This is a genomic window from Desulfoscipio sp. XC116, assembly GCF_039851975.1.
Classification (GTDB): domain Bacteria; phylum Bacillota; class Desulfotomaculia; order Desulfotomaculales; family Desulfallaceae; genus Sporotomaculum.
The window spans coordinates 3259992-3285977 of record NZ_CP156660.1; the positions used below are offsets into that span (position 1 = coordinate 3259992).

The window sequence follows — 25986 nt, forward strand, 5'->3', positions numbered from 1 at the left end:
ATGCAGACATTTCTAACGGCTTTGCTTCAATGCTCTGTTTCTATGTCGCTGGTAACGCTTGCGTATATGGCTATACACCCCATTTTATCAAAGCGCTATACCGCAAGGTGGCGTTATATCGTTTGGCTGGTGATTGCGGCAGGCTGGATGTTCCCCTTTCGCCCCCGGATTGACCTGTCGTTTCTTCCCATGCAAATGCCGGATATGCCTGTAACGCCTGTACAGCCAATTACCAACGCCATACCGCCTATGGCCAATGCAGGGGACATTGTGAACGCTCCGGCAACAATCCCCTTATGGTGGGTGCTTGCGGCAATCTGGATTTTAGGTGTTGTAATCGTCGTATTGTATCATACTCTGCGGCATGGCCGTTTTATGAAGATGGTACGCCGATGGAGTGAGCCTGTAACCGATTTAGAGAGCTTGGGGATCTTGGACAGTTTAAAGTCGCAAATAGGAATTAAGACACAGGTAGGATTAAACGTGTGCCAGAGCATTACAAGCCCTATGCTCGTTAGCTTATTCCACCCTGCCATTTTACTGCCGCCTGTTAAAATTGCAGGTGCTGAATTATCCCTTATTCTGAAGCATGAGCTTATTCATTTTAAGCGGCATGACCTTTGCTACAAGGCGCTGATTTTAGCGGCAACCGCGCTCCATTGGTTTAATCCGGTTGTCTATCTTATGGCAAAAGCAACAGCGGTACAATGTGAAATCTCCTGTGACGCGCTGGTTTTACAGGGCGCGGATTTTCACCAGCGCAAGCAGTATGGTGAAACCATTATTGGCGTTGTCAGGAACGGGGCGAAGCTCCGAACAGCATTATCAACTAATTTTTATGGAGGGAAAAAAGACATGAAAAATCGTATTTATTCAATCATGGACACGAAACAAAAGAGGGCTGGCGTTGCAATTTTTTGTATTGTGCTGATAGGGATTTTAACCACTGGCGCTACGCTTGCCGCTGCCACAGATAAAGAGCAGGCAAACGGACCTGAAAGCAAAAATGTTACTAATTATGTCGCCATTGCTGAAGAAAATATTGTGGAAACACCGGAAAGTAAGGCGGAAGCGTTTGCTGTCTATGGGCAGTGCGGGCTTACCTACAACAAAAACACAGACCAGCTATTTTACAATGAGAAATTAGTCCGGTATTTTGAGGATTACTATCCGGTCGGGGATGGCGCCAGCGTAGGAAAAAGCTACTTCAATGAAAATGGCACGATTGATGTTCATGGCGTAAGAAATTTATCACAATTAACCCTCAATCCCGATGGATCGACTGACCCGAGCGGCAAGCTCATAGGGGTAGAAGCGTATAGTCAAGCGGAGTTTGAGGCAAGGGATATTGAAGAATTAAAAAATCCGCCAATGCAACCGACGGCGGTAGAAAGTGGCCCTGAATTAACACCGGATGAATTGGCAAAATTGTACTCAATTTACGAGCCGTTCGGCGTAACTTATGATAAAAAGCAGGATTGCTTTTACTATAATGGAAAACTGGTTCGACAATTTGTTGATGTATTAGCATCAAACGGAGAATCATTTTCAAGCGGAAAGTTTAAAGGAGCTATGCGGCGGATGGGCAGCCCTGATGGGGAAATTGAAATAGAGGCTGTACGAGATTATACGCAACCTGACGCCAACGGATATGGCGCATTGATTGGAATTGAGGTTGTGGAATAAAACGCTGTCTTATTGACAGAATACTTCTCCGCATTAGCACGAGAATAAACCGTTGTTTCAACGGCGGGATAAGTATATGCGCTAAAGCATAGCCGATTGCAAGCAGCGGTTTTGAAATAAATCAAAGCCGTCATCCAAGGACAGCCGCCCCCGCTTAAATCCTCCCGAAAAACAGCTTGTGTTCACGAATACCCACCCGGCAATTATCGCCCCGAAAACATGGGATATTATACGGAGTATGCGCCAACACAAGCAACGCGCCCCGCGGCTACGGAAATCCCGGCCTATTCTCCGGTGCGGCCTACTATGCCGATTGCGGCGCAAGCCGGAACAGGCGCGGGGCGACCGCCGCCAAAAGGTATAAATCATCTACAACAATGTGGATGCGTTTAACCGTCTGGCCCTGATGGGCTTAGGAGCCTAAAACAACTGAATATATGGGCCGAGTACCGTACAATAACGCCGCCGCCCGCCATGAGTTTATGCTTCTTTTAGAACACTGTCCTAATGCGCAGGGTTAAAAGTTATTGGTACGCTTGTTATAAGATTACTTCCTGTCCCGGCTGCAAAGCCTCCACTTGCACCTCGGGGGCTTTTTCCCCGGCCAGTTTGATAAACTCATCAGCATCCTGAACTAAAACAGGGAACGTGGCATAGTGGATGGGAATAACCTTGTCAGGTTTGAGTAAAGTCAGACTATAAGCGGCCTGCAGCGGATCCATGACAAATACGCTGCCGATAGGCAATAGGGCCAGGTCGATATGATAAATTTTCCCTAATAGCTCCATACTGGCGAAAATACCTGTGTCACCGGCATGATAAACCGTTTTGCCGTCCTCTAAAACTACTATATAGCCGACGGCATTACCCGCAGTGCCGGAATGGAAAGCCTGTGTCATAATCACTTTAACACCCGCCGCTTCAACCTGGCCGCCTATATTCATGCCTATACCGTTAATAATGTTTTCGGCGCCGACCCCGGCCTTCTGTAAGGCACTTGCCAGTTCCGGCTGGGCAATTACCACGGCACCGGTAGCCCGCACCAGTTCCGGTATATCCGTACCCAAGTGATCAAAATGGTCATGGGTCACTAAAATAGCATCTATTTTACCAATATCATCCTTCTTAATCGGACAACAGGGATTACCCGTAATCCAGGGATCGATTAAAATTACGCGGCCGCCGGCGGTGGTGATCTGACAAGCAGCGTGTCCCAACCATTTTACTTTATGGGGCATTATCAAGATCATCTCCCTTAATATTTATTACATTTAGTGTTAACCGAATATTTCTGCTTAAACCGGTATAATCCTGCCGATTAGTTAAATTAATTTACCAAATACAACCATCACCTAACACTTTGCTAATATTACGGCCTTCCTGAATTTCTACATAGTTTTAGAAGGTCGGGGAGCCGATAATCCCGCGGGATATCAAAACGGAAATAAGATAGTATAACGCCCTCACAACAACAAGCCGTTGATTAAATATTCAACGGCCTGCTTTACTATCGTATAGACTTTTAATCATATTCCTGCCGCTTGCGCGGCGCCACCAAAGAATGAAAGCATAGTTAGTTAGTTTGTCATTGCTATGCATACAACCTGCAACGCTTGAAGTCCGCCATTGCGAAGAATGCAATTAAAGTCTATCATTGCTATTAATAAAACCTGTGACGCTTAAAGTCTGTCATTGCGGGAAGCAAAGCGACGAAGCAATCTCCGCTTTGCAATCCGCATTTCTTGGGGGACCCGCTTCGAAGTCCGGGATTGCTTCGCTCACGCTCGCATTATCCCAACAATGCCTGTAAGCGCATAGCCAGCGACATATCGCCTTCCACTTTTAATTTACCGGTCATAAAAGCACTTATAGCGTCCATTTTACCGTCCACCAGATCTTTAAAATCAGCGGCTTCCATAGAAATAGTGATGCTGGGATCATCCGTCACACCCTGATTGAGCTGGGCAGCGCCATCGGTGAATACAATATTGTAATCCCCGCCCCCGTCACCTGATAGTTTAAACTGATAGGTCGCCGTTACACCGGCCATTTTAGACGGATCGGCACTTAGCTTAGCCTGTAAGCCTGTAATGATTTCCTGCAAACTCATTAACATTCCCCCTCTTAATATATGTGGTCGGCACTGTCACCGATTCCTCCGGTTACGATAAAACACCTATCAATATTGACAAAACACGGTAGTAACCATAATAAACCCCGTAACCCGAATATTACTTGTTAACGTTGACTTCTCCGATGCTATAAACAATAATCACCAAGATGTGAACATACTAAATTTATGTGCCCATTATTTAAATATGATTTATTATAGCGGTATTCTACCAAACCAACATAAAATATTTTAGGCAATGGCCTTATTGCGAATGAACAATCATTCATTATTAGATAGCTACTTACCCCGTAAATATGATCTATTTTAGTTTAAGCTAATTTCAGACCCATTGTCAATGAATTTAACGTATAGGGGCAGGGCAACTTCTTTTGGAAGGTCCTGGATAAAGCCGTAAGGCCTTGTCCACCAACCCGAGCGCAACAACTACCCAGGTATTCTTAAACTTAGGTTTTCAATCCTTCCCAGCCACTCATTAAAATGAGCACATCGCTCCCTTAGTTTTGGCAAACCAATCTCTTTGGCCACCGTCGGACCTATGAGAACCTTATTATCCTTATACTCAGGTATTTCGTTGATTATCCTTTTAGATGGAGCAGTCTCATCCCCCTCGTTTATTAGCTCCGGAGAATCTAAACTATTTGTCACTAAATCTTGTTCATTCAACCGTGCGAAAACGGATTGGTCGTTTTCTCGATTCACCACCACAATATGTTCGGGTTCAAGCTGGTCTACCAGAGTAACTGATTGCGTTGATACAATAATTTGTGTCTGGCGCGAGGCACTCTTTAATAAGGCAGCTAAAACTGAGATCGCATAAGGATGCAGGCCCAGTTCCGGTTCGTCAATAATTATAAGCTCAGGAGGCTGGGGTTGCAGCAATAAAGTAATTAGGGCCATTAGTCTGAGAGTTCCGTCTGACAACTGGTTTGGGCCAAATATAATATCAGGGTCTACGTCCTGTTCTCTCCAATTTAAAATAATATAATCCGGATTTATAGCATTGGGGACCAAAACAAAATCGCCAAAAAAAGGGATAACTGATTTCAGAACCGTTACGATTCGTTTATAATGCATTTCATTCTTCTGCCGCATTTGGTACAAAAAAGCCGCTAGATTACCACCGTCATTCCGCAAGTAGTGATTATCATTGATATAGCCTTGTTTTTTAATCTTTGCATCACTGGAAGTGTCATGAAAATGATACACTCGCCATCTTTGCATAATTGATTTTATTACTCTTGCCGTCCTCTGATTAAATTTAGGATTAGCGGTATTTAAAAAGTGTTCCTCGTCCAACAACTTCGATTCGCGATGACCGGCACCCAGCGAAGTAATAGGGGCCTGCCCTTCTATGCCATTGCGTGAAAAAGAAATTGCCTCGTCGGCAAAAATCAAAGTATCCTGAGCAGCGTTAACAAGACGCATGTGATAAACATTTTTACCCGATGGAGTGCTAAAATTAAACGTTGCGACAATCTGAGGGGTTCTTCTAGCGCCATAGTAAAGTATCGCATCAGCGAAACCTGATAAGGCTATATACTGCTGGAGGCTGTTACTCAGCAGGTAGTTGAAGAGCTTAAACAAGCTAATCAAATTTGACTTCCCAACACCATTTGCACCTATTAACACATTTAAATTACGAAGTTCCAGGTTCATGTCTTTGATTGACTTATACCCGGACAATAGAATTCTATCAAGCACTAATTTTCACCCCCATAAGCCTAATAATTCTACCAGAAAAGAGGATGTGTTATTCACGTACCTCATTCTATAATGCTGGAGTAAATGAATCCGTCCCTGGTAAGGTGTAGTAGTTTTTTAACATCATACTACCATATTTTTTCCTATTATCATATATAAGCGTTGCTTCACTGAGTCCGTTCCATGTTATCAATTGATTTTATATATTTGCCCTTTCCGATAAACCAGCGCGTCACCACCATAAAACATATACAGATATGTGGCCGTTACCCGGCGTCCCGTGATATTTTCCACCGCTCTTATGTACAGGTCAAGCTGACTTCCGTAACGCCCGGCTATCTGCATTATTGTGGCCGGGTTATAGCGATCGGTTTTATAGTCCACCAACAGCAGGCCTTCCTCTTCTTCCGCCAGGCAATCGATAATTCCCTGCACCAGCACGGTTTCGTCGTTATTCCCGTCCTCCGCTGTTTGCGGATAGACTTGCTGTGCGGGCAAAGCCAGAGTAAAGGGAAGTTCCCGGTAAATCCGGCTGCTTTTTAATATTCTTTGTCCCAGAGGGCTGGCCCAAAAACAAGCCACCGACTCCGGGGCTACTACCTCAGCCTGCGCCCGGCTGAGCTTTTCTTGCTCCACCATAACAGTTATTTGCTCACTTACACCGCCTGCATCCAGTTTTCCCTCCAGGTTCAGCAATTGCATGACCAAGTGCAGAGCCTGTCCCCGCTCGGCGGCGCTAAGCCCGGATTTTTTTTGCGCAAACAGCGGCCTGGCAGCCAAGCTGTTTTGAGAATCCCGGTTGGCTTGTTCTACACCCGCCGCCATATCACTTTGCAGTAAGGCCATCTTTTTCAAGCCGGTCACTGTTGCCCGGGCAGGCAAGCCCTGCCAGTGCTGATGAGGATAGCGCCAGCTAAGGCGGGCGGCTATTTGGTCGGCCAGCGGACCTGTGCCGGGCACGGGCTCAAGCCGACGCACATGTTCCATCTGGACAACGGGGGAAAACGCATCGGCTTGCTGCTGCCGAGCCGGGTGATCCCAAATAAACACCCGCCAGCTGGAGGGGTCGTTCCAGACAGCTGATGGCGCAGGATTAGTGTTTACAGAACCGGTTGGTGATAATTCCCTGCTCCCCAAAGCGGTAAAATTTGCAACATCGGTCAATTCCCGCAACAACGCACAGTCACGGTGCCTGACCAGAGCCGGGCATAGCCAGTCCAGGCAATTCGCCGCACCGGCAGCCAGCCAGGGCGGCAGCTGCACCCGGGGCATATCCGCCGCGGCGCACCAGCGGGTCGCACAGTCCCGCAGCCGGCGCACCGTACCTACCAGAATTAGTTTTTCCCGCGCTCTGGTCATAGCCACATAAAGCACCCGCATTTCTTCGGCCAGTGCCTCGGCCCGCAACTTGTCCCGCACGGCTAATTTGGCCACCGTGGGATACGCTATGCGTTTTTCAGCATCCACCAACTGGGGACCCAGGCCCAGATTCCGGTGCATCAGCACGCTTTTGTTTAAATCAACCAGATTAAACCTTTTGCCCAATCCGGCCACAATCACTACCGGAAATTCCAGTCCCTTGCTTTTGTGGATACTCATAATACGCACTACATTTTCATTCTCGCCCAGGGCACGGGCCGCGCCCATGTCGCCGCTGTTATCCCGTATGCGTTCGATAAAGCGCATAAAGCGGAATAAACCCCGGTAAGCAGTGTCTTCGTACTGCCGGGCCCGGTGATACAGCGCCCGCAAATTAGCCTGACGCTGACTGCCGCCCGGCAGGCCGCCTACAAAATCATAATAACCTGTTTCCCGGTACAAGGTCCAAAGCAGCTCGGCCAGACTGCCCCGGCGGGCCATGGTGCGCCAGCGTTCCAGCCGCTGCAGAAACTGAGTCAGCGGTCCGGCCAGTTCCCGCGGCCCCTCCAAAGTACTCAATACCACGGCATCATAAAAATCGCCCGGCCCACCGCACAATCTAATTTGAGCCAAATCCTCCGAGCTAAAGCTCGCCAGGGGCGATCGGAGCACCGCCGCCAGCGGCACATCCTGGCGCGGATTATCAATAATCTGCAACAGCGCCAGCATCGTTTCCACCTCGACAGCCTCGAAATATCCCGTATTAAGCTCGGCATAGGCCGGTATACCCAGCTTGCCGAACTCCTCCACGAAAATATTGGCCCGTCCGGCAGTGGCTCTTAAAAGCACAGCCACATCCCGGTAAGTAAGCGGCCGGTACTCATTTTGCTCCCGGTCATATACCGGATAGCCCTCATCCATCAGCCCGGCAATTCGCTGCGCCACCGTACGTGCCTCCAGTTGCAGGGCATCCAGGTCCTCTTCCGGATCGGCGCCGCGGTTATCTTCCCCGCCACCGGCGGCGGAACCATCCTCGTCCGCACCGGTCATTGCCTGCTCCGTCACTATCTCAACCAAATGCAGTTCCACCGTTTCTCCGTCCGATATAGCTTTATCCGTTCCAGATGAGTGTTCACCGGAACCGATGCGGCTATCCTCACCGGCCGCATGAACTTGCCCGCCCTCCGCCGGCATGTTCTTCCCGGCACGGGCTTTGTTCCGGCAGGACCGCCCAAGATCCCGGACAGCTGCATCGACCCGATCAGGGCCGGATTGCCGCCCCGATTGCCCGGTATTGTCATCCGCCACATCCGGTCGGGGGGGATACTCAGCCCCGCACGCCAGTTCAGCCCGCGCGTCGTAAACCATTTCGCCCACCGTTGGACTCATAATCTGGCGAAATATAAAATTGACCGCATCCACCACCCCACGGCGGCTGCGGAAATTACGGGCCAGGTTAATCAGCCTGCCCGCGCCGTCATCTGCGGCAAAACGGTGATATTTGTCCATAAACAAACCGGGCTCAGCCAGCCGGAACCGGTAAATACTTTGTTTGACATCACCTACCATAAATAAGCCGGTCCCGGTTTGCCCATCGGAACCGGCCACCAGGTTTATAATATTTTCCTGCACAGCGTTGATATCCTGGTATTCATCCACCAGTACCTCGGTAAAACGCTCCCGCAATTCCAAGGCCACGGCGGACGGACGTATTGGAGCACAACTGCCACCATCGCCGCCACCAATATAAATAGCACTGTCATCACTACTACCAACCCTGTCGCCCGTACCACCGTCATAAACGGCAGAAGATTCACCGGCGGCACCGGGCGTCTCCTCTAAAATCTGCAAAGCATAATGTTCCAGATCGTTAAAATCAACCACTCCACGGGCCAGTTTAGCCCGACGATAATACTCGGCAAATTGTTCCACCAGCCCGGCCAGCGCATCCAGCAGCGGCGCCATTTGTCTCAATTCATTCAGCAGCTGCGCCGCCGGGCGATTGAAATAACGCCGCTGCATTTTCTGCACCCGCTCTTTTGCCGCGTTACGCAGCTTCTGTACGGTTTTTTTTAAGTCTTCATCGGCCACACCTTTTTTACAATTAGCCAGCTTACTAAATACCGCAGCGTTAAACTGCCTGTGCAGCTTGTCCCAGCTAATAGCGCAAGCCCCGATCAAATCCTCCAGCAGCAACAGATCTTCCCGCAAAGTAGCCAGATAAGGCTGTGGCCCGCCAGGTTGACCGGCCAGCCGCCCGGCTTGTTCCAACATACCACGCACGCCGGCCAATTCATTATTGACAGTTTCTTTTAAAATGCTAAACCAGGGTAAATGGTCCACCGCGGCATCTTCGGACAAGTTAAACCAATCAGGCAGCCGGCACAGCCATTCCCCGGGCCGGGGAGTACTGCGGGAAAATTTATACAACTCCAATACCAGTTCTTGTAGGCCCGTATCATCCTGGTGCCCGCCATAACAGTCCGCCAGAGCCAGGAATTGCTGATCTCCCGCAGCAAACCGGCTCTCAAATACGGCCTCCAGCACATCCAACTGCAGTAAAGCAGACTCGGCATCATCGGCTACCCGGAAAACCGGATCCAGTTCCAGACGGTAAAAATGCTGTCTGATCAATTCCAGACAAAAAGAGTGCATGGTACTGATGCTGGCCCGCTGCAGCAAGGCTGACTGACGGCGCAACAGCCCCGATCCCGGATCATTTTCCAGGGCCCGGTTAATAGCCAGGCCGATACGCTCCCGCATTTCCGCGGCCGCCGCATTGGTAAAGGTAACTACCAGCAACCGGTCCACATCTACCGGGTCCGCCGGGTCGGTTATCCGCCTGATAATGCGTTCCACCAGCACGGCGGTTTTACCGGCCCCCGCCGCCGCAGCCACCAGCAGTCGGCGGTCCCGGCCGGTAATAGCATCAAACTGCTGTGAAGTCCACCTTGCAGTCATTTTCATCCGCCACCTCCCTGATAACAGTTTCGATTGCCATGCCAGATGGTTTGTTAACCCATTTTCCCGTCGTATATAACGCGATTAAAGTCCATATGCAGCCAGGAAGGAACCCGGCGATAACTTTTACGTGTCTTTATCGCACCCCAGCTGTTCCTTAATACGCTGCCAAATGAGGATATCCTTTTCCGGTGTGATAATCCTAAAGGCATTGCCCGGCAGCAGCAAGTCAAACTGACATACCGGCTTATAGGAACAATAACGGCAGTAACGAAACTCACCCTGTCGATAGGGGCTGATATCCTTGATCCCGGCCATGATATCATCACCCGCGCTGAGCAGCTGGTGCCGCAGATAAGCCCGCAGCAAGGCAAACTGTTCATGGTCTAATACCGCGGAGTGAGCGGAAAAAGCACCGTCCTTTTTCATGCTTACCGGCAAAAGATCCGAGCCGGATCCGGCCAGACCGTCCATCAACTGCACCAGTACAGGCTCGGCCAGCAGCAGGCCCTTCATTTTCAGCTCTTTAAGCAGCAGCCGCTCTGTTTCCCCGTCCGCCAGCGGCGTGCCGTCCGTTTGCAGCAGCGGCTCGGCAATGCGAAAATACAGCACGGCGCCGGGCAAGCCCTGGTCGCCCAGCAGTTTCCGGGAATAAACCAAGGCCACCTCCAGATAAGTAAGCAATTGCAATTTGAGACCGTGCCAGATTTCGCTCAGCTTGATAGTGGTTACACCGGATTTATAATCAATCACCCGCAGGTAGAGCGTACCCGCGTGCCGCGCCGCATCCAGGCGGTCAATACGACCGGTGAGCAGCATCTCTTCGCCGCCGGGCAGGGTAAACACCACGCCGGGCAGCTCTCCCCCGGGACCGAATGACAGTTCCAGCCCCACGGGCCGAAAGCGTCCGCGCCGGGCATGTTCTGTCAGCACCAGCGCCGAACGCTGCACAATGCGTTTTAGCCTGCCTGTCAGGTAGCGATGCCGGGCGGAACTAAGCAGTATTTCACTTTGCAGGCGCGGAGCCAGGGCATCCACCACCTCACCGGCCAATTCCCGGCACCGGCCAGCTTCCAAGTCACCCCAATCCAGACCGTCATCTTGCAGCCGCTGGGCAAACAGTTTGAGGGCAGCATGGAAAAACTGTCCCGTATCCGGTGCCTGCAGCCGAAATACAGCCCTGTCCTTCAACCGCAGCCCGTATGATAAAAAATGGGCAAAGGGGCAGGAACGAAATTTTTCCAAGCCGGACACCCCTGTCTTTAGTGGACGGCCGTATAGCCGCCGGGTTAATGAGCGAGGCAGCCGGCCTTCCCGATTGTTATAAAACAGGCTTCCGATAATCCGGGGGAACAAGGGATTCTGACTGTTCCGGATAAACCAGTTGTATACATCCCACCACAGCGGATCTATGTGCCGTCCGGCCCCGGCATCGCGCAAACGCCCGGCCAGATGGGTAAGACAGCGTCCGGGATGGGATATAAATGTGTAATCATTTTGATCGGTCCCCGGTTCCTGCGACCACATGCCCGCCACCAGGTGAGGAAAAATTTCCCGCACCCGGTGGACCAGCGGCGAAGGACGCAGCGCCCGGCCCTCCCCGTCGGCCAGAGGGTAAGATATCATCAACTGTTCTGAAGCCCGGGTGAGAGCCTGGTAAACTATGTATTGTTCATCAAATACCCGCCGCCGCACCCCCGGGGCCAGCGGCAGTCCAATTTTCTGCAGTCGTTCCCGCTCAATTTCGGTAAAAATGCCCTGTTCGGATAGCCTGGCGGGCAACACGCCATCGTTGACGCCGGGTATAAACGCAGCCCGTACCCGGGGACTGCGGGAGCGGTCCAGCGAACCCACCACCACCTGGTCAAGGCCCGGAGGAATCAAACCAAGACGCATGGCGGCCAGGCCGGCCTCTATAACAACGGTGTACTGGCTTAAGGATAGTTCTTCCTCACCCAGCGCCTCCACCACCTCGTCCAGCAAAGTTACCAGGTCCCCCCAAATCTGGTCATGTTCCCGGGCTTCCTCCAGCCGGCCTTCTTCCCGATCCAGTTCAGCCCAATGTTCCAGCTGCTCCGGCACCCCCAGCTGCAAAAGCAAAGCATACAGCGCCCCGGTATAGTCCGCTACTGTCACAACATCCTGTACAACCCGGCCAAAATCCGCCAGGGCGGCCGCAGCAGCGGCCCGGATGCCGTTTATTTGCTCTAAAGCCTGTTTTTCCTGTTCTGAAGCATCAACATCATCTTCCAGACTTAACCGGCGGCGATATGTCCAGGGCTTACCGTCATACCAGCGGCTGCCCCGAATGCCGTGCGCCAATACATAGTTTTCCAACAAATCCACTTCCTCACGGCTCACCGGGACAAGATCGGTTTTTAGATAACGAAACACGGGGTCAAACGGCCAATTCCCAACTACTGTCTCCAGGGCGGCCCGGATAAGCTCCGCCAAAGGATGGTGTAGTACCGTACGCTTGTGATCCAGAAAAAAAGGAATTCCATAATCGGTAAAGACTGCTTCAATGAGTCCGGCATATAAATCCACATCTCGCAACAGTACGATTATATCCCGCCAGCGATAATCCCCATCGCGACACAAGCGGATGATTTCCCGGGCCATGCCCTCCGCCTCGGCCCGGCGGTCAGCGGCCGCCATTATGCTGACACCGGGCTCCGTCATAGCCGCGGACATCGACGTACTGGCAGCCATGGCCTGCCCATCAGCGGCAGCCACATTATCGAAAACATTATTCTCACCATACGAATGGGTTGAAACAACTGTCCGATCCTTTACAGCAATAGCAAAGGCTGCCATACGGTGATCAAACAAAGCCGCCTCCAGATAAGACAGCTGCGGAGAAACAAACCGGGGCGGTGCTCCATCCGCCCCAAGGAACACATGGCGTACCGGCAGCATTTCCTTTTCAGCCACATTCAGCAGTTCATTGTATGTCTCCCATACCGGGTAAAAGGGGTCGGTTTCGGACATTATCCGATCTGTCGGGCCGGAATGCAAACACAAGGTCACATTTATACCGCGAGTATGCTTAAGCAGTGCTTTAAGCATGGTATATTCCAGAGGAGTAAAGCCGGTGAACCCATCTACCCAAATATTGGCCCGGCTCAGCCAGTGGGAAAACTGTACCTTTTCCGCCGCCAGAGCCAGGTAATCATCGGGATCGCTGAACCGATCTTGTAAAAAATATGTATAGTCAGAAAATATCAGCTGCAAATCGCTTAGTTTATCCGCCAATAGACCGGCGTTCCCTGTTTTCTCCAGCCCGTCCAAACAGCGGTTCAGGTCGTCCGCGTCTACCTGGTAGGTTTTCATTTCGCCCAGCGCCCGGGCCAGCTTGTCCACGAAACCGGGCAGACGAACTGCCCGACCGAACACGCGCAGTTCGTCAAGCCTTCTTTCCAAGAGACGCCGCAAAACCATACGCTTGCCCATTTCCCCCAGGGGCAGCCGGGTAACCCCGCCCGCCTCCTGCAGTACCCGGTGGGCCAGGCGGTTAAAGCCCAGCACCTGGGCGCGCATAAAACCACCCTCGCCGGTGATCCGGGTCAAAGCATGCTCAGTTTGGAAAGAAGCCTGCTCGGGCACCAGCATGATTAAAGGCGTACCCAGCGGCTGCCGCCGCAGTTCTTGCCCGACTTCCCGCAAGCAAAGAGTTGTCTTACCGACCCCCGCCCGGCCCGTTATCAACCTTAAATACAAACCTTCGGCCCCCTTGGAAATCCCAGTCGGAATTACCGCCATAGCCTATGGCGCCTGAAAAATCAAAGGCCCCCGCATAAACTGCGAAGGCCATCAAAACTGTCTTTCCCACCGGGCCGTCACCCACCAGTTTTTTTATCAACCCACCTCTCCCAGGTGGGTGCCCGACCAATTGCGTCTGTCTTCCGCCCATGACGGCCTGACATAGGCAACCGGATCAGTTGCTCCCGAAATACATGTGTAGGTTAAAAAAACAAGGGGTCACGCACCGAGTAGGTAACATTATAATCTCATAAAAATTTAATTAAATCAATATTGACTTTTTTAAAAGACATGGTCCAACTTTACCATGCCTTAAATTAAACAGTGGGCCGGGCAATATAACAAAAGCCAGGCCCGTGCTTATATTTAAAAATCGGAGTATGACTGTAAGCGAGATTCTGTTTAAGCAGTCATCTATCTAGGCAAACCTTGCGGTTCACCTCCCCCTGTCGGGGGTGCCCCTACCCGCAGCTCAAGGGCTGCCTATTTGGGTTGCACGCCGGCGGAGTTTACCCTTGCACTCACCGGTTACCCGGTGACTTGGTTTCTGTGGCACTTTACAGCTACTCAGAACCCGTTGGGCTCCTTTGGCCGTCGTCAGGTCGCCCTGCCCCGGCTTGCGCCGGGCACCATACTACACCCAATGCCTTTCGGTCATTCGGTGTGCGTGTCTCGACTTTCCTCTACCGCCCGGTTATGACCGTTCGGCAGCGACTGCCCATCATACTCCGATTTTTGTTCAATGGTCACATTATGTAATTATAAACTAATTACCGCCTGTACGCAAATGTAATGTGTGCCACATTAGCCAACCGTCAATTACCTCACAGACAAACATTGACTAACCGGTCACTTAAATGATACATTTAGAAAAACAGTTTTATATATTTTATGATGTGGAGAGGGGGAAAAATATCCATGGATAACTGGACACCATTTTACATTGGCATGGGCATAATGGCCGTTATCGGAGTTTTTGCCGGTATATCTGCCAATTCCATCAAAAAGGCAATGGCAAACCTTGAATATTTCTCAACCGGCAAAGTAACCGAGCACCATAAATATATACCCTACGACTGATAAGACAACAACCGGCAGGGAACTCAAGGATCGCTTCATAATAACGAAGGTCCGCCAAAGCAGCATACAAATAATATTATATAAGCTATAGCATAGAAAAGCCCTGCGTTCTTACCGGGGCTTCTTTTACTTTATGCAATGCCTTTAGCGGATAAATAACGGCAAAAACTACATATAAAGGTTGTTTTAGCATCCTTAATGCTATTTTTGAAATTTATTATTTATGGAAAAGTAAAGCTATAAGTGGTATACTAAAGTTGATTGTCCATAGGAAAGGAACGGTGAAACATGCATTCACTTAGCAAACAACCGCTGGTGAAACTGCTGGTTTTATTTTTGCTAATCCTAAGCACCGGCTGTTCAGACCCCAATGAACAGCCGGAACAGAAAAATAATGCTAACAAATTGGATAAAACTGCAAAAGTACAAAGCCAGACACCGGACATTAACTTGCCTGTCTATTTAGTGAAATATACTCCTGAAGGGGCCTACATAGTCAGAGAGGTACATACCGTCCCTCAGACCAAACCAGTTGCCCAAGCAGCCATGCAAGAATTAATTAAGGATAAAAACAGCGTTCTTCCGCCCGGCACCAAAGTCCTGGGAATTGACATTGAAAAAGGTCTCGCTACAGTAAATTTCTCCAAGGAAGTACTGAACAATCCCAATGTGGGATCCGATGGTGAACAATTGGCAATTCAAAGCATTGTAAATACCTTAACTGATTTGCCCAATATAGAAAAGGTAGCTTTTCAGGTGAATGGACGTGCCGACGGGCGGGCACAAGACTGGTGGGGACATGTAGGCCTTTACGAGCAACCGTTTAAACAAGATTACTCCATGGTTTACGAACCCGCCATTTGGGTTACCCATCCCTCGCCCCATCAAGTAAGTAGTGTGCCTTTATTGGTTAGAGGCAGCGCCAGAGTATCCGAGGGGCTGGTCAAGGCCAGATTGCTGAACGACAACGGTGAAATACTGGCCGAAACTCAAGCTACGGCTGCCGCGGCGGCTCCGGAGCGAGGCGACTTTGAAATGAGTATCAAATTTGACCCGCCCTCAGACGGCGAAGGAGTGCTGGAGGTTTACCGAACAAATCCGAGTGACGGCAGTATTCAAGATAAAGTAGCTATTCCGTTACAGTGGCCATAACAACAGGAGGTGTGAATTAATATGTCAAAAACGGTTAATTATCCTACAGAAGCAAAAGATGCCGACGTATTGACCAAAAGAATAAAAAAAGACCTCACCTGGGTAGTAATAAGCATGGCCGTGGCATTCGCAGCAGCGGCCGGAACGTATATGATATTGACAAAATAAGTCCGGCTCATCGAATAACATCCCAACCGGGCATCAAAGATATGATGCCCGGTTAAGCTTGCCGCAGGCGATATTATTTAACGGTAACCCCAATACCAAATCAGTGCCGCCGCAACCATGAATGCTATTTTTACCATCATTGATCTGCTTTTTCCCACCAACCCCTTATATTTAAGCCATTCCACCAAGCCGCTGGGAATCACAAACACAATAAATATGGCCCGGGCTATCGGCAAAAACGAGGGGATATTAAGTGTCAACACCCACAATATTAAAGCCCACATAGCAATGGCCAGCGTAATGCGTATCGGCTGCTGCAATTTATTACCTTTTTCCATCAACAGGCCACCAACCCCCTTTATACATACACTTCCCCTTATCGGCAAAAAATCCTGCAGCACAATCAAACTGGCGACAAGACCTTAAAGGCCAATTATCACAATGCCGCGCCAGCTTATACTAATTTCAACAATCCTTTTGCGCGGGCAAAAAAATACCCGTCTAAAAGCGACGGGATTGCTGAGAGAGATTTAGGAGGCTGGTTACTGCTCACTGCAGTATCTATAGTATTACACAGTTGTTCTTTTTTATACCCGGTACGCAGCATCACCAAATAATATTGCCATATCAAACATAAATTCACCTTTCAGCAGCAAAAGAAAACACAACCCCATAACTTAGACAAAAATAAACCCCCGCGTTTGGGGGGTTGGGAAAAGAGGTATATGTTAAACCAGGAATAACCTTAGTTAAAATTCTGCCACAAAAAGCGTTAGGACTCTGTCATTATTACGACAACACCGTGTCTTCCCCATGACAAACACCTCCCCATCACCAACCCAACCGGCCTTTTAGCCCTATTCCCGGTTTAATTAGGTTTAATTAGTACGCCCGCTATATGCGAACGTTTAATTATCAATAGGAGTATCGGTAGGAGTATCGGTTTTTTTAATAACATGACGAGCTATATTATGAATGGAATCAGCAAAAGAGTTGTAGTGCACCGTCCATAACGACTCTTCATTTTGCATACTAAAGGATGCAGCTTCGCGCACTGTACCGTCAGGCATGGTATAAGACAGTGTTACTAAAGCCCCCCGCTCCCCTACCAATTGATAATTAACCACCGACCACTGTACGGGATGCAGCTGTGCCATTTCCTTTTGCAATTCCTCCACAGTAACTGCACTGCCGCCTTCATCCAAACCGTGCAGGCAATTGCCGACGTCTTGCATATCATTTAAAATCAGGCTGTCTATAAGTACGGTCAGTGTTTGTTTAATGCCATCGAGATTCTCCCCGTGATCACCCGGCGTTAACACCGGATTACTGTTCTGTCCCGGCACCACGTCAACCACTTCCACCGTATCCCCGGCGGCTTTGTCATCGGCTTTTTTCTGTTCATCCGTCCCGGTTTGACCGGTCTGACTCCCCTTTAGAGCACATCCGGTACAAGCCAGAACCAACACTAAAAATATTACTAATAATTTTGAACGCATTTTATGGACTCCTTTCGGTTCCCCGGGTGGTTTTTTATGCATATACTATTTATAATCTATATCAACAGGTGATAGGAATGGATTGGGAAAAAAAATATCTGGAAAAACTTGAGAGTGAGCTTAGTGATTTACGCCAGCATTTAAATTCCATTGAACACAAAATAAATGAGAACCTGGAGCGTAATATGATCAAAATTTTAGCAAGCAACAGAGAACGTCATCAGGAATACCTTTCTCTGCACCAACGTCTTGACGCCATGAGCGGGAAAGTGGACAGGGCTGTCCAGTGGAATGTAAAACTTTCAGTCAGCACGTTTATAGCCGTGGCCGGTCTGGTCATCACCCTGGTTACCAAAATACTGTGATATACAAAAGCAATACAAAAGCCGGCGGCAACGCCCCGGACTTTTGTATTTAAGCGGAGATAACTCGTTACTTGAAGACTTTTCATTTAACCCGCTACTTTTACCTCATTCATTTTATCATCAATATCCAATTTATCGACTATATCCATACCTTCCGCAACTATCCCGAAAACCGCGTACTGCCCGTCCAACCAGTCGGCATCTTCCTTCAATATGTAGAATTGCGAGCCGGCGGAATCGGGGTGCGCCGATCTGGCCATGGCCACCGCGCCCCGCACGTTTGGCAAATCAGGGTGAGTCTCAAGCTTTATTGTCCAGCCCGGTCCTCCGGTGCCGTTGCCTTTTGGGTCGCCACCCTGAACCACCCAGTGCTCCACCCGATGAAAGGCCAGCCCGTTATAAAAACCATCATTAGTTAATTTTAGAAAATTTTCTACCGTCACAGGCATTTTTTCCGGGTATAATTCCAATTTAATGTTTCCTTTGTCAGTACTGATGAGTACTTGCTGCGTTGCCACTTTATCACTCCTCATAATTTTATCCAATCCCTATTATACACTAATACTATTGTTTTCATATCACTACCCCGCCATATAATCAGGATAAACTTACATTTAATCCTTTAAGTTAAAATCATTTCTTGCTTTTTTGGGTGGCCGGGGACCGTAATACTGGTAATAATCCACTTTTATATTGCCGTTGTAGAGCTTTCTTTTCTTAGTGGCCTGCCTGCCAAACAACCTTTCAAATTGCGGATGAGCGGCCAGCATGTAAAAAGACCAGGTATCCAGCCGGCTAAAGACCTGCCCCATTTCCCTGTACAGCCGTTCCACTTCCCGCTGTTCCCCCAATCGTTCGCCATAAGGCGGATTACAAATAATCTTGCCGTATTTTTTACTTGATCGCACATCGGCAACCGGCAGGCGCTGGAAGTGAATCTGCTCTTCCACCCCCGCCTCGTCGGCATTTTGACGCGCCAGCCTTAAAACATCATTATCTATATCCGTGCCCACGATATCCAGAGACAGGTTATAACGGGCAAGATCATGAGTCTCTTTTCTGGCCTGTCGCCACAATTCCCTTGGTATGGTGGGCCAGCTCTCGGAAACAAATTCCCGATTCATCCCCGGCGCAATATTTTGGCCGATCAGCGCCGCTTCAATAGGGATAGTGCCGGAACCACAGCAGGGATCCATTAAAACAGTGTCCGGATGCCAGTGCGATAATATTATTAACGCCGCAGCCAGTGTTTCTTTAAGAGGTGCCTGACTGGCCAGTTCCCGGTAACCCCTTTTATGTAACCCGGCACCGCTTGTATCAATGGTCAGGGTGGCGATATCTTTCAATAAAGCCACCTCAATCTTATATAGCGGTCCCTGTTCGGAAAACCATGACTGTTTATATTTTTGCTTCATGCTCTCAACAACTGCTTTTTTTACAATAGCCTGACAGTCAGATACGCTAAACAGGGTAGACTTAACGGATTTGCCTTCCACAGGAAACCGGGCGTCACCAGGTATTAGTTCGGGCCAGGGCAACGCCCTGGTTTTTTCAAAGAGTTCGTCAAAAGTAGCAGCCTTAAATTCACCAACCTTCAGGCGCACCCTGTCCGCCGTGCGCAGCCATAAGTTGGCCCGACAGACAGCGGACAAATCCGCGTTAAAGGTAACCCTGCCATTTTCCACTGTTACCTTTTGATAACCTAAATTTTTAACTTCCTGCGCGACAAGCGCCTCCAAACCAAAAGTAGCCGTAGCGATTAGTTCGACATTATCCACTTGAATCCACCTTTTAGACTATAATATTTAGTTTTGAATAATTTAGTATTCCCGATATTTGTGGATTCACCTGCTTATTTTTAACTGTTTGTGGCCGGGAAAAAGGCAAATTAATTTTCACCGTTTTTTTTCCAAGACGCATCCGGTTCTTTGGGCACTTTAATTATCTGACCTACTTGAAGAGTAGTTTTTACAGTTAAACCATTTAATTTAGCCAAGTGCGACGCATAACTGCCGGTACCGTAATATCTCACGCAAATACTGCCCAGGGTATCATTTTTCTTTACATCATGATAGATAACCGAAATCGGTTGATTAACTCTTTGGTTGTCGTTTAATTGTTTCTTAAGCGAGGCATTATCTTCTTTAAGAACGCCATTTTTAATTTTCATTGTGGTATTATCCGCAACCAGGCGATCTATTTCATTATGTAAAATTAAACTGGCTCCGCCATAGCCCAGCAGTATAAATAGAAGCGCGAGCAGAATATGGACTATACGAACCCTCCACCCCAATACACCTTTTCCATTACTAATTTGCTTCTCTATCTCTCTAACAGATTTGCCTTCATAATCGGCAGGTTTCATAACATTCCCTCACATATTCATTATATAGCATATTATAACATAGCGCCCATTACCCAACAATTCTTGTTCAACAACCCTTGCAAAGTTATATAACCGATAGCATTCCAAGACTCCGTTACATTATCCCCATATTAAATACAACTGTCATCCAGAGTATTTAAACTGCTTAGGGACAGCCAAGATGAGTTGAAATATCTCGTTAGGCAACGGATCGACCGCCGGATAACCTAATGTAAATTATAATTTTTGCTCTATTTCCGTAACACATTTAGTTTTGATTTTTTCAACCAGGAATTGCAGGGCATCTATAACATGTGGTCTAATATCGCCGCCTATCAGTACATACATTATGTCGTCACCAACCTCAAGCCGGCCTTCATTAAGCCAGACTTTAACGTAAAAAACGCCATCCATTTTATAAGTTTCCGCAATCGCCGCATCTACTTTCACCGCGTCATAGGCAAATTCCATTCCTTTTACCAACGAACCATCATCAAGCCCCTGGCGGACTTTAGCTTTGGGCGTCTGACGCACAACACCGTTATGGACTAAAAACATCCCTTCCTGTAAAGCCATTGGATCCGCTTTTGCTTCTTTGAGCCATTCATCAATAGATGGTGATATTTTTTTCATTTTTTCATTAATCATAACTCAATACACTCCTTAAAATAATTGCGGTTTATGCACACAAGTTTCCACGCAGTCCAATTCCATACCTTCATAACATTTGCATGTTATACATCATATTTCATTTTTAGTCTTTCGGGGAGAACCATTCTCTCCGTGGGTTTTGATAGAATGCTGGTATTGGTACGTAATTTTTAATAGATTATAGATTCATTACTATTATGCCACTCATTACTTGAGTTAGACCTGTAAACCCGGCATTATGGAGCAATAGAGCACAAAAACCCGAGGAGCATAAGGAATAATTCACATAAAAATTATTCCTTATGCTGTTTTGTCGATACGATTTCCAGTCTAAGATCCAGTGCATCAAGAGTTTACTTTTTAAAACATAAAGACCGGCTTTAGGCCTTATTTTCTTTTTGCAATGGGTGGGTTATTGTACCGTTCAATTAGTTGTGCTTGGTGGGAATTACCCCCTTGACTGACTGGTGGTAATTTGTTAATATTAATACTGCGGTGCGGCAAATAAGTTAATATGGCGACATAGCCAAGTGGTAAGGCAGAGGACTGCAAATCCTTCATCCCCCAGTTCAAATCTGGGTGTCGCCTCCAGTTTTTCAAAGGAAAGCTGAGGAATTAATCCTTGGCTTTTTTGTTTTTTAGTGCCTTGGTAAAGAGGTAAAGGATGCGTTAACGCATCCTTTTAATTACCCATTATATTATTCCGGACTGCCCGGCAAATGCTGCTTGTGCCGCCGCCCCTGCATCCACCAAGCCGGCCCCCTGTTCGTTGGCGGAGTATTCACCTAATGAACGGCACGAACTAATCAGCCGTTCCTTGACCTGATCCGGAATAAGATCGGGTTGGGCTTCCAACAGCAGAGCCACTACCCCGCAGCAGATAGGCGTGGCCATGGAAGTACCGGAAAGAACGGTATAGTCATTGTCATACCGGGATACACTGTCTTTCTTATCCAACTGCGAATCGGGTGCCCGCAAGGAAATAATATTAACGCCCGGCGTCAACAGGTCTGGTTTGGCAAGCCCATCTACGGTGGGACCCCGACTGGAGAAGTCAGCTATATCATCATCGCTTATATCGGTGGTATTATAATCATCGGATGCCCCCACTGTTATGATTACCGGGTCAATCCCAGGAGTGCCGACAGTGTTTTCGGCAGGCCCGTCGTTACCCGCGGCAGCGCAGACCACTACACCCGACCGCCAAAGTTCTTCCACCGCCAAGCATAGAGGGTCCTCCTTATAGGATTGCAGTGCGGAACTCCCCAGGGATAGATTAACTACTTTAATATTATACTGGACATGATTATCTCGACACCACTGCACAGCCTCAATAACCGTGGATAAACTGCCCGCCCCGTATTTATCCAACACCTTGAGGCCCACCAAACCCGCCCCCGGCGCCGGACCACGAAATTTACCATCGGAGCGGCCGCCATCCCCGGCGGCACAACCTGCCACATGGGTACCATGACCGTTATCGTCATACGCTGCCGTTGCATTTTTAACAAAATCCTTAAAAAAAACAATTCTATCCATTACATCCGGATGCGGGTATATTCCGGTATCTATCACCGCCACCGTTACTCCGGCTCCGGTGTATTTCGCTCCGTCCGGAGATTGCCATAATTCCGGGGCTTCCACCGCGGGGGATGCTATGTTTAAAAGCGCCCTTACCTCGTAGTCATACCAGATCTTAACTACGGACATATGCTGTACTATTTGTTCCAATCGCTCCACGCTAAGTTTCGCCGACACTGCGTTAATAATATTCAGCTCTTTTTTAACTTTAATCCCCAGCATGTTGGATAATGTTTGCAGTCCGACATTATCCCTCAGCAAGGGGTCAAGCTGGATGATAACCTTATGTTTATGCCACTTTCTCTTTAATTTGCGCACCAATCCTTGCAAAAAACACGGTACATATCTAACAGGCTTATAATCGGCCACCAGCCTTTTCTTTAAATTGGCGCACATCTTGAGCCTGTTCTCCCGTATCCATTTGACCTGCTGCAATAACATGATTAAAACCTCCCATAAGCAATTAATTAACATGTTATTCCAACACGGGGAAATACGTTACTGTTTCAACAGAGCACCGGGCCCCTAAAGCAGCAAGAAAACGGCACACCGCCGGACCCGCCCGGAGGTGTGCCCGGCGTCTATGGGAGGAGACCTACCATATGAAAAGGGTTGGGTAAGGTCTTTTGCCCGACCATTACTTATCGTTATAATGTCCACGGCATTGAGCAATTTCAATATTATTGTTGCCTTGTACACGATATATCAGGCGGTTCGTATCATCAATACGTCTGCTCCACCACCCGGTCATATTGCCCCGCAATGGCTCCGGCTTTCCCAAACCCTCAAAAGCATTTCGTGAAATGTCCTGTAAAAGCTGATTTATTCTGCGCAACACTTTTTGTCCTGTCCCTGCCAATAAACATAATCTTCCCAACCTTCTGGCAGGAACACCAGATTACTCATTGGCCATTTCCTCTAATTCGGTCATCGTTTTTACAATTGGCTTACTTTTTCCAGTTTCATAATCACTGATGGACTTTTGTAAACGAGCCTGATTCTCAGCAGAATAAAATGGGTCGGATATACGCAAATCAAATGGAATACCGCCGTATCTAACTACTTGCTTATAAAAAACATTTGTTGCGGCAGACATAGACAAACCAAGTTCCGTAAAAATTTCTTCAGCTTTCTTTTTTAAATTATCATCAACACGAATATTTACATTTGCCACTTCAAAAGCACTCCTTTCGTACTTTTATTATATACAAAATCATCCTCGATTACCGATATAAATATTTACATTTTCAACACAACGTCATTTTTAATCAAGTATTATGAATTATCTACAACCATATCTTCAATTTAGCCTTGGTTTTTTTCAGCTGCCGCAACTTCAAATACTATTATAAATATGAAAAAAGCTACGTTCTCGTTGGCTTATTACCAACAAAAATATAGCTTATAACTTGGAGCGGAAGACGGGATTCGAACCCGCGACCCTCGCCTTGGCAAGGCGATGCTCTACCACTGAGCTACTTCCGCACATGGTGCCACGGGCCGGAATCGAACCAGCGACACGAGGATTTTCAGTCCTCTGCTCTACCGACTGAGCTACCGTGGCTTATATTGGCGGAGCTGACGGGAATCGAACCCGCGATCTTCGGCGTGACAGGCCGACATGTTAGACCGCTACACCACAGCTCCGCACTTGCCCCGAACCGGTTTTCTTAAAAGCCCCGATCCGTCGACATTCCTAAGTATACAAAAAAAATGCTTTCGTGTCAAATGAATTTTTTTCAGACGACTCATTTTAATTATTTATCACTGCCAAAAAGTAAAATTGCTTCCCGCACCAGCTTAGCCGCCAGCAAAGCAGTGCGATCGGATTGGTCATAGACGGGGCAGACTTCCACCAAATCCATGCCTACCACATTTAAGTCCTCCAGCATATGCAGCGCCGCCATTATTTCCGCGGCACTGCACCCGCCCGGCTCAGGCGTACCCGTACCCGGGGCAAAGGCGGGATCCACCACATCAATATCCAGGGTAATATAAACCGGTCTTCCGCGCAGCCGGTCCATCGTTTGCTTCAGCGGAGTTAGTATTTCAAAAGGATAGAATCCGGTGTTCTCACGCCCGTAAGCAAATTCATCGGCAGTACCGGAGCGGATGCCGAACTGGTAAACGTTGTGACTGCCCACCACCTCCGCCACCCGGCGCATTACCGTAGCATGGGACATACTCTCCCCCAGGTAGTCCATGCGCAAGTCGGCATGGGCGTCAAAATGCAGCACGGCCAAGTCCGGAAATTTTTGGACCATGCGTTTAACCGGTGCCAGGGTAATCAGATGCTCGCCGCCCAAAACCAGCGGAAATTTGTCATCCGCCAATAGTTTGCCAACAACATCCTCCAGACGTTTCAGGCTCTGGGACACATGCCCGAAAGGCAGCACAACATCACCGGCATCATAGTAACAGTAATCTTTTAAGTCCCGCTGCTGGTACGGGCTGTATTCCTCCAAACCTATGGAAACCTCCCGAATGCGCCGGGGACCCGAGCGGGTGCCCGGCCTGAAGCTAACGGTGAAATCCATGGGCATGCCCACCAACACCAACCGGGCCGCCCGGTAATCAGAACCGGCCCCCATAAACCCGCTGCAGTTTTCCAAAAACTCGTGCATCGCCCACACTCCTGACAGTATCAGTACCTGAGATTATAGAACACCCGAACCATCAGCGCGGCAACAATTCCTTTACAAATGGCTGCAGCACGAAAGCGGCACGATGCACCTCGGGCGAATACCATTTGGTTTTAAATGCCGCTATTCTTTCCTTGTCCACATCCGCCACCAGCGGGTCATGTTTTTTGGAACCCATGGTAAATGTCCAGTAGCCGCCCGGATAGGTGGGCACCACAGCCCAAAACAGCCTGGTCACAGGGAATATGCCGCTAATAGTGGCAGTTACCTGGGTGATCAGCCCGCCGTTAAAAAACGGCGATTCGGTCTGAGCTACAAACAACCCGTCATCAGTCAAAGCCTCGAATACACTGCGGTAAAAATCTTCACTGAAAAGACCCACCGCCGGGCCTACCGGATCGGTAGAGTCAACAATTATCATGTCATAGACGCCTTTGTTCTCTTTAACATGTTTAATGCCGTCAGCAACCAATATTTCCACCCGGGGATCATTAAAGCCCGAGCTTAATTCGGGAAAGAATTTTTTCGCTACGTCAATGACCATCTGGTCAATTTCCACATGTACGACTTTCTCAATGTCCTTGTGCTTGACGATTTCCCGCACTGCGCCTCCGTCACCGCCACCAATGACCAATACTTTTTTAGGATTGGGATGAGTGTTTAGCCCTACATGAGTAATCATTTCGTGATAAACAAATTCATCCTTTATATTGGTCTGGATAACATTATCCAGGGTAAGCATGCGCCCAAATTCCACGGTATCTAAAACCGCTACTTTTTGAAAAGGTGACTGGCCGCTGAATAGCACCTCACGCACCCGGCAGCCAATCCGCAAATGTTTAGTTTGATCTTCGGTAAACCATACCTCCAATTGTATCCC

21 protein-coding genes, 4 tRNA genes, 2 other RNA genes and 1 pseudogene are annotated in these 25986 nt (G+C 48.5%); 6 read left to right on the top strand and 22 right to left on the bottom strand.

Annotation, left to right across the window (positions count from 1 at the left end; genetic code table 11):
- Positions 1-1686 (top strand): M56 family metallopeptidase, encoded by a 1686-nt coding sequence (locus ABDB91_RS15550; RefSeq protein WP_347488607.1) that lies wholly within the window; start codon positions 1-3, stop codon positions 1684-1686.
- Between the two features lie 539 nt (positions 1687-2225).
- Here ABDB91_RS15550 and ABDB91_RS15555 read toward each other — a convergent pair.
- The 8 genes from ABDB91_RS15555 to rnpB all read right to left on the bottom strand — a co-directional run bounded on the left by ABDB91_RS15555 (position 2226) and on the right by rnpB (position 14329).
- The gene (locus ABDB91_RS15555) at positions 2226-2924 is read right to left on the bottom strand and encodes a metal-dependent hydrolase (RefSeq protein WP_347488608.1); all 699 of its coding nucleotides are present in this window, start codon (positions 2922-2924) and stop codon (positions 2226-2228) included.
- Positions 2925-3475: 551 nt separating this feature from the next.
- Complete coding sequence (locus ABDB91_RS15560; protein WP_347488609.1) at positions 3476-3796, bottom strand: SCP2 sterol-binding domain-containing protein; 321 nt, start codon at positions 3794-3796, stop codon at positions 3476-3478.
- A gap of 447 nt (positions 3797-4243) precedes the next feature.
- Entirely contained in the window at positions 4244-5521 is a 1278-nt protein-coding gene (locus ABDB91_RS15565; protein ID WP_347488610.1) for a DUF4276 family protein, read from the bottom strand.
- Between the two features lie 189 nt (positions 5522-5710).
- On the bottom strand, positions 5711-9841 hold the full coding sequence (locus tag ABDB91_RS15570) for a UvrD-helicase domain-containing protein (RefSeq protein ID WP_347491626.1): 4131 nt from the start codon (positions 9839-9841) through the stop codon (positions 5711-5713).
- A 126-nt stretch (positions 9842-9967) separates the two neighbouring features.
- Positions 9968-13561 (bottom strand): PD-(D/E)XK nuclease family protein, encoded by a 3594-nt coding sequence (locus tag ABDB91_RS15575; protein ID WP_347488611.1) that lies wholly within the window; start codon positions 13559-13561, stop codon positions 9968-9970.
- Positions 13521-13673 (bottom strand): hypothetical protein, encoded by a 153-nt coding sequence (locus tag ABDB91_RS15580; RefSeq protein ID WP_347488612.1) that lies wholly within the window; start codon positions 13671-13673, stop codon positions 13521-13523. The genes ABDB91_RS15575 and ABDB91_RS15580 overlap by 41 nt, the downstream gene beginning before the upstream one ends.
- A non-coding RNA gene (gene ssrS / locus ABDB91_RS15585) (6S RNA) lies at positions 13663-13843 on the bottom strand. Before ssrS ends, ABDB91_RS15580 begins: the two co-directional genes overlap by 11 nt.
- Positions 13844-13985: 142 nt before the next feature.
- An RNA gene (rnpB, locus tag ABDB91_RS15590) (RNase P RNA component class B) lies at positions 13986-14329 on the bottom strand.
- Between the two features lie 192 nt (positions 14330-14521).
- Between rnpB and ABDB91_RS15595 the strand changes: the two genes are divergently transcribed.
- The 3 genes from ABDB91_RS15595 (at position 14522) to ABDB91_RS15605 (ending at position 16003) form a co-directional block, all read left to right on the top strand.
- A complete protein-coding gene (locus tag ABDB91_RS15595; RefSeq protein ID WP_347488613.1) occupies positions 14522-14683 on the top strand; it encodes a hypothetical protein in 162 nt (53 codons plus the stop codon).
- Positions 14684-14971: 288 nt separating this feature from the next.
- Complete coding sequence (locus ABDB91_RS15600; RefSeq protein ID WP_347488614.1) at positions 14972-15835, top strand: Gmad2 immunoglobulin-like domain-containing protein; 864 nt, start codon at positions 14972-14974, stop codon at positions 15833-15835.
- A 21-nt stretch (positions 15836-15856) separates the two neighbouring features.
- A complete protein-coding gene (locus tag ABDB91_RS15605) occupies positions 15857-16003 on the top strand; it encodes a hypothetical protein (protein WP_347488615.1) in 147 nt (48 codons plus the stop codon).
- Between the two features lie 77 nt (positions 16004-16080).
- Here ABDB91_RS15605 and ABDB91_RS15610 read toward each other — a convergent pair whose 3' ends face one another.
- Positions 16081-16344, bottom strand: a complete 264-nt coding sequence (locus tag ABDB91_RS15610; RefSeq protein WP_347488616.1) for a hypothetical protein — start codon at positions 16342-16344, stop codon at positions 16081-16083.
- Between the two features lie 567 nt (positions 16345-16911).
- Positions 16912-17502, bottom strand: coding sequence for a hypothetical protein (locus tag ABDB91_RS15615; RefSeq protein ID WP_347488617.1), 591 nt, complete (start codon positions 17500-17502; stop codon positions 16912-16914).
- A 77-nt stretch (positions 17503-17579) separates the two neighbouring features.
- On the opposite strand from ABDB91_RS15615, the gene ABDB91_RS15620 reads away from it, so the two are divergent.
- Positions 17580-17867 carry a hypothetical protein gene (locus tag ABDB91_RS15620; RefSeq protein WP_347488618.1) on the top strand — a complete coding sequence of 96 codons (288 nt, stop codon included), beginning with the start codon at positions 17580-17582 and terminating at the stop codon, positions 17865-17867.
- An 86-nt stretch (positions 17868-17953) separates the two neighbouring features.
- Here the strand turns inward: ABDB91_RS15620 and ABDB91_RS15625 are convergent, their stop codons facing one another.
- The 4 genes from ABDB91_RS15625 to ABDB91_RS15640 form a co-directional block, all read right to left on the bottom strand.
- A complete protein-coding gene (locus ABDB91_RS15625; RefSeq protein ID WP_347488619.1) occupies positions 17954-18385 on the bottom strand; it encodes a peptidylprolyl isomerase in 432 nt (143 codons plus the stop codon).
- A 96-nt stretch (positions 18386-18481) separates the two neighbouring features.
- Positions 18482-19645, bottom strand: a complete 1164-nt coding sequence (locus ABDB91_RS15630; RefSeq protein WP_347488620.1) for a class I SAM-dependent RNA methyltransferase — start codon at positions 19643-19645, stop codon at positions 18482-18484.
- 110 nt (positions 19646-19755) lie between these two features.
- Positions 19756-20232 (bottom strand): LysM domain-containing protein, encoded by a 477-nt coding sequence (locus tag ABDB91_RS15635; RefSeq protein WP_347488621.1) that lies wholly within the window; start codon positions 20230-20232, stop codon positions 19756-19758.
- Between the two features lie 237 nt (positions 20233-20469).
- Positions 20470-20880 (bottom strand): molybdenum cofactor biosynthesis protein MoaE, encoded by a 411-nt coding sequence (locus ABDB91_RS15640; RefSeq protein ID WP_347488622.1) that lies wholly within the window; start codon positions 20878-20880, stop codon positions 20470-20472.
- A gap of 519 nt (positions 20881-21399) precedes the next feature.
- Between ABDB91_RS15640 and ABDB91_RS15645 the strand changes: the two genes are divergently transcribed.
- A tRNA-Cys gene (locus tag ABDB91_RS15645) sits at positions 21400-21474 on the top strand.
- Positions 21475-21576: 102 nt separating this feature from the next.
- On the opposite strand, the gene ABDB91_RS15650 is transcribed toward ABDB91_RS15645, so the two are convergent.
- The 8 genes and pseudogenes from ABDB91_RS15650 to speE form a co-directional block, all read right to left on the bottom strand.
- On the bottom strand, positions 21577-22905 hold the full coding sequence (locus ABDB91_RS15650) for a S8 family peptidase (protein WP_347488623.1): 1329 nt from the start codon (positions 22903-22905) through the stop codon (positions 21577-21579).
- A gap of 196 nt (positions 22906-23101) precedes the next feature.
- Positions 23102-23370: pseudogene (locus tag ABDB91_RS15655) on the bottom strand (Txe/YoeB family addiction module toxin).
- Positions 23363-23638, bottom strand: a complete 276-nt coding sequence (locus tag ABDB91_RS15660; RefSeq protein ID WP_347488624.1) for a type II toxin-antitoxin system RelB/DinJ family antitoxin — start codon at positions 23636-23638, stop codon at positions 23363-23365. The pseudogene ABDB91_RS15655 and the gene ABDB91_RS15660 overlap by 8 nt, the downstream one beginning before the upstream one ends.
- A 236-nt stretch (positions 23639-23874) precedes the next feature.
- Positions 23875-23949 (bottom strand) — tRNA-Gly (locus ABDB91_RS15665).
- Between the two features lie 3 nt (positions 23950-23952).
- Positions 23953-24028, bottom strand: a tRNA-Phe gene (locus ABDB91_RS15670).
- Positions 24029-24034: 6 nt separating this feature from the next.
- Positions 24035-24111 (bottom strand) — tRNA-Asp (locus tag ABDB91_RS15675).
- A 110-nt stretch (positions 24112-24221) separates the two neighbouring features.
- Positions 24222-25088, bottom strand: a complete 867-nt coding sequence (gene speB, locus ABDB91_RS15680) for an agmatinase (RefSeq protein WP_347488625.1) — start codon at positions 25086-25088, stop codon at positions 24222-24224.
- Positions 25089-25140: 52 nt separating this feature from the next.
- Complete coding sequence (speE, locus tag ABDB91_RS15685) at positions 25141-25977, bottom strand: polyamine aminopropyltransferase (protein WP_347488626.1); 837 nt, start codon at positions 25975-25977, stop codon at positions 25141-25143.
- Between the last annotated feature and the right edge of the window lie 9 nt (positions 25978-25986).

What these genes read in the sequence shown, in the direction of transcription:
- ABDB91_RS15550 (WP_347488607.1), top strand. Translation starts at nt 1, where the DNA reads ATGCAGACATTTCTAACGGCTTTGCTTCAATGCTCTGTTTCTATGTCG.
- ABDB91_RS15555 (WP_347488608.1), bottom strand. Translation starts at nt 2,924, where the DNA reads ATGCCCCATAAAGTAAAATGGTTGGGACACGCTGCTTGTCAGATCACC.
- ABDB91_RS15560 (WP_347488609.1), bottom strand. Translation starts at nt 3,796, where the DNA reads ATGAGTTTGCAGGAAATCATTACAGGCTTACAGGCTAAGCTAAGTGCC.
- ABDB91_RS15570 (WP_347491626.1), bottom strand. Translation starts at nt 9,841, where the DNA reads ATGACTGCAAGGTGGACTTCACAGCAGTTTGATGCTATTACCGGCCGG.
- ABDB91_RS15595 (WP_347488613.1), top strand. Translation starts at nt 14,522, where the DNA reads ATGGATAACTGGACACCATTTTACATTGGCATGGGCATAATGGCCGTT.
- ABDB91_RS15600 (WP_347488614.1), top strand. Translation starts at nt 14,972, where the DNA reads ATGCATTCACTTAGCAAACAACCGCTGGTGAAACTGCTGGTTTTATTT.
- ABDB91_RS15605 (WP_347488615.1), top strand. Translation starts at nt 15,857, where the DNA reads ATGTCAAAAACGGTTAATTATCCTACAGAAGCAAAAGATGCCGACGTA.
- ABDB91_RS15615 (WP_347488617.1), bottom strand. Translation starts at nt 17,502, where the DNA reads ATGCGTTCAAAATTATTAGTAATATTTTTAGTGTTGGTTCTGGCTTGT.
- ABDB91_RS15620 (WP_347488618.1), top strand. Translation starts at nt 17,580, where the DNA reads ATGGATTGGGAAAAAAAATATCTGGAAAAACTTGAGAGTGAGCTTAGT.
- ABDB91_RS15635 (WP_347488621.1), bottom strand. Translation starts at nt 20,232, where the DNA reads ATGAAACCTGCCGATTATGAAGGCAAATCTGTTAGAGAGATAGAGAAG.
- ABDB91_RS15640 (WP_347488622.1), bottom strand. Translation starts at nt 20,880, where the DNA reads ATGATTAATGAAAAAATGAAAAAAATATCACCATCTATTGATGAATGG.
- ABDB91_RS15650 (WP_347488623.1), bottom strand. Translation starts at nt 22,905, where the DNA reads ATGTTATTGCAGCAGGTCAAATGGATACGGGAGAACAGGCTCAAGATG.
- speB (WP_347488625.1), bottom strand. Translation starts at nt 25,088, where the DNA reads ATGCACGAGTTTTTGGAAAACTGCAGCGGGTTTATGGGGGCCGGTTCT.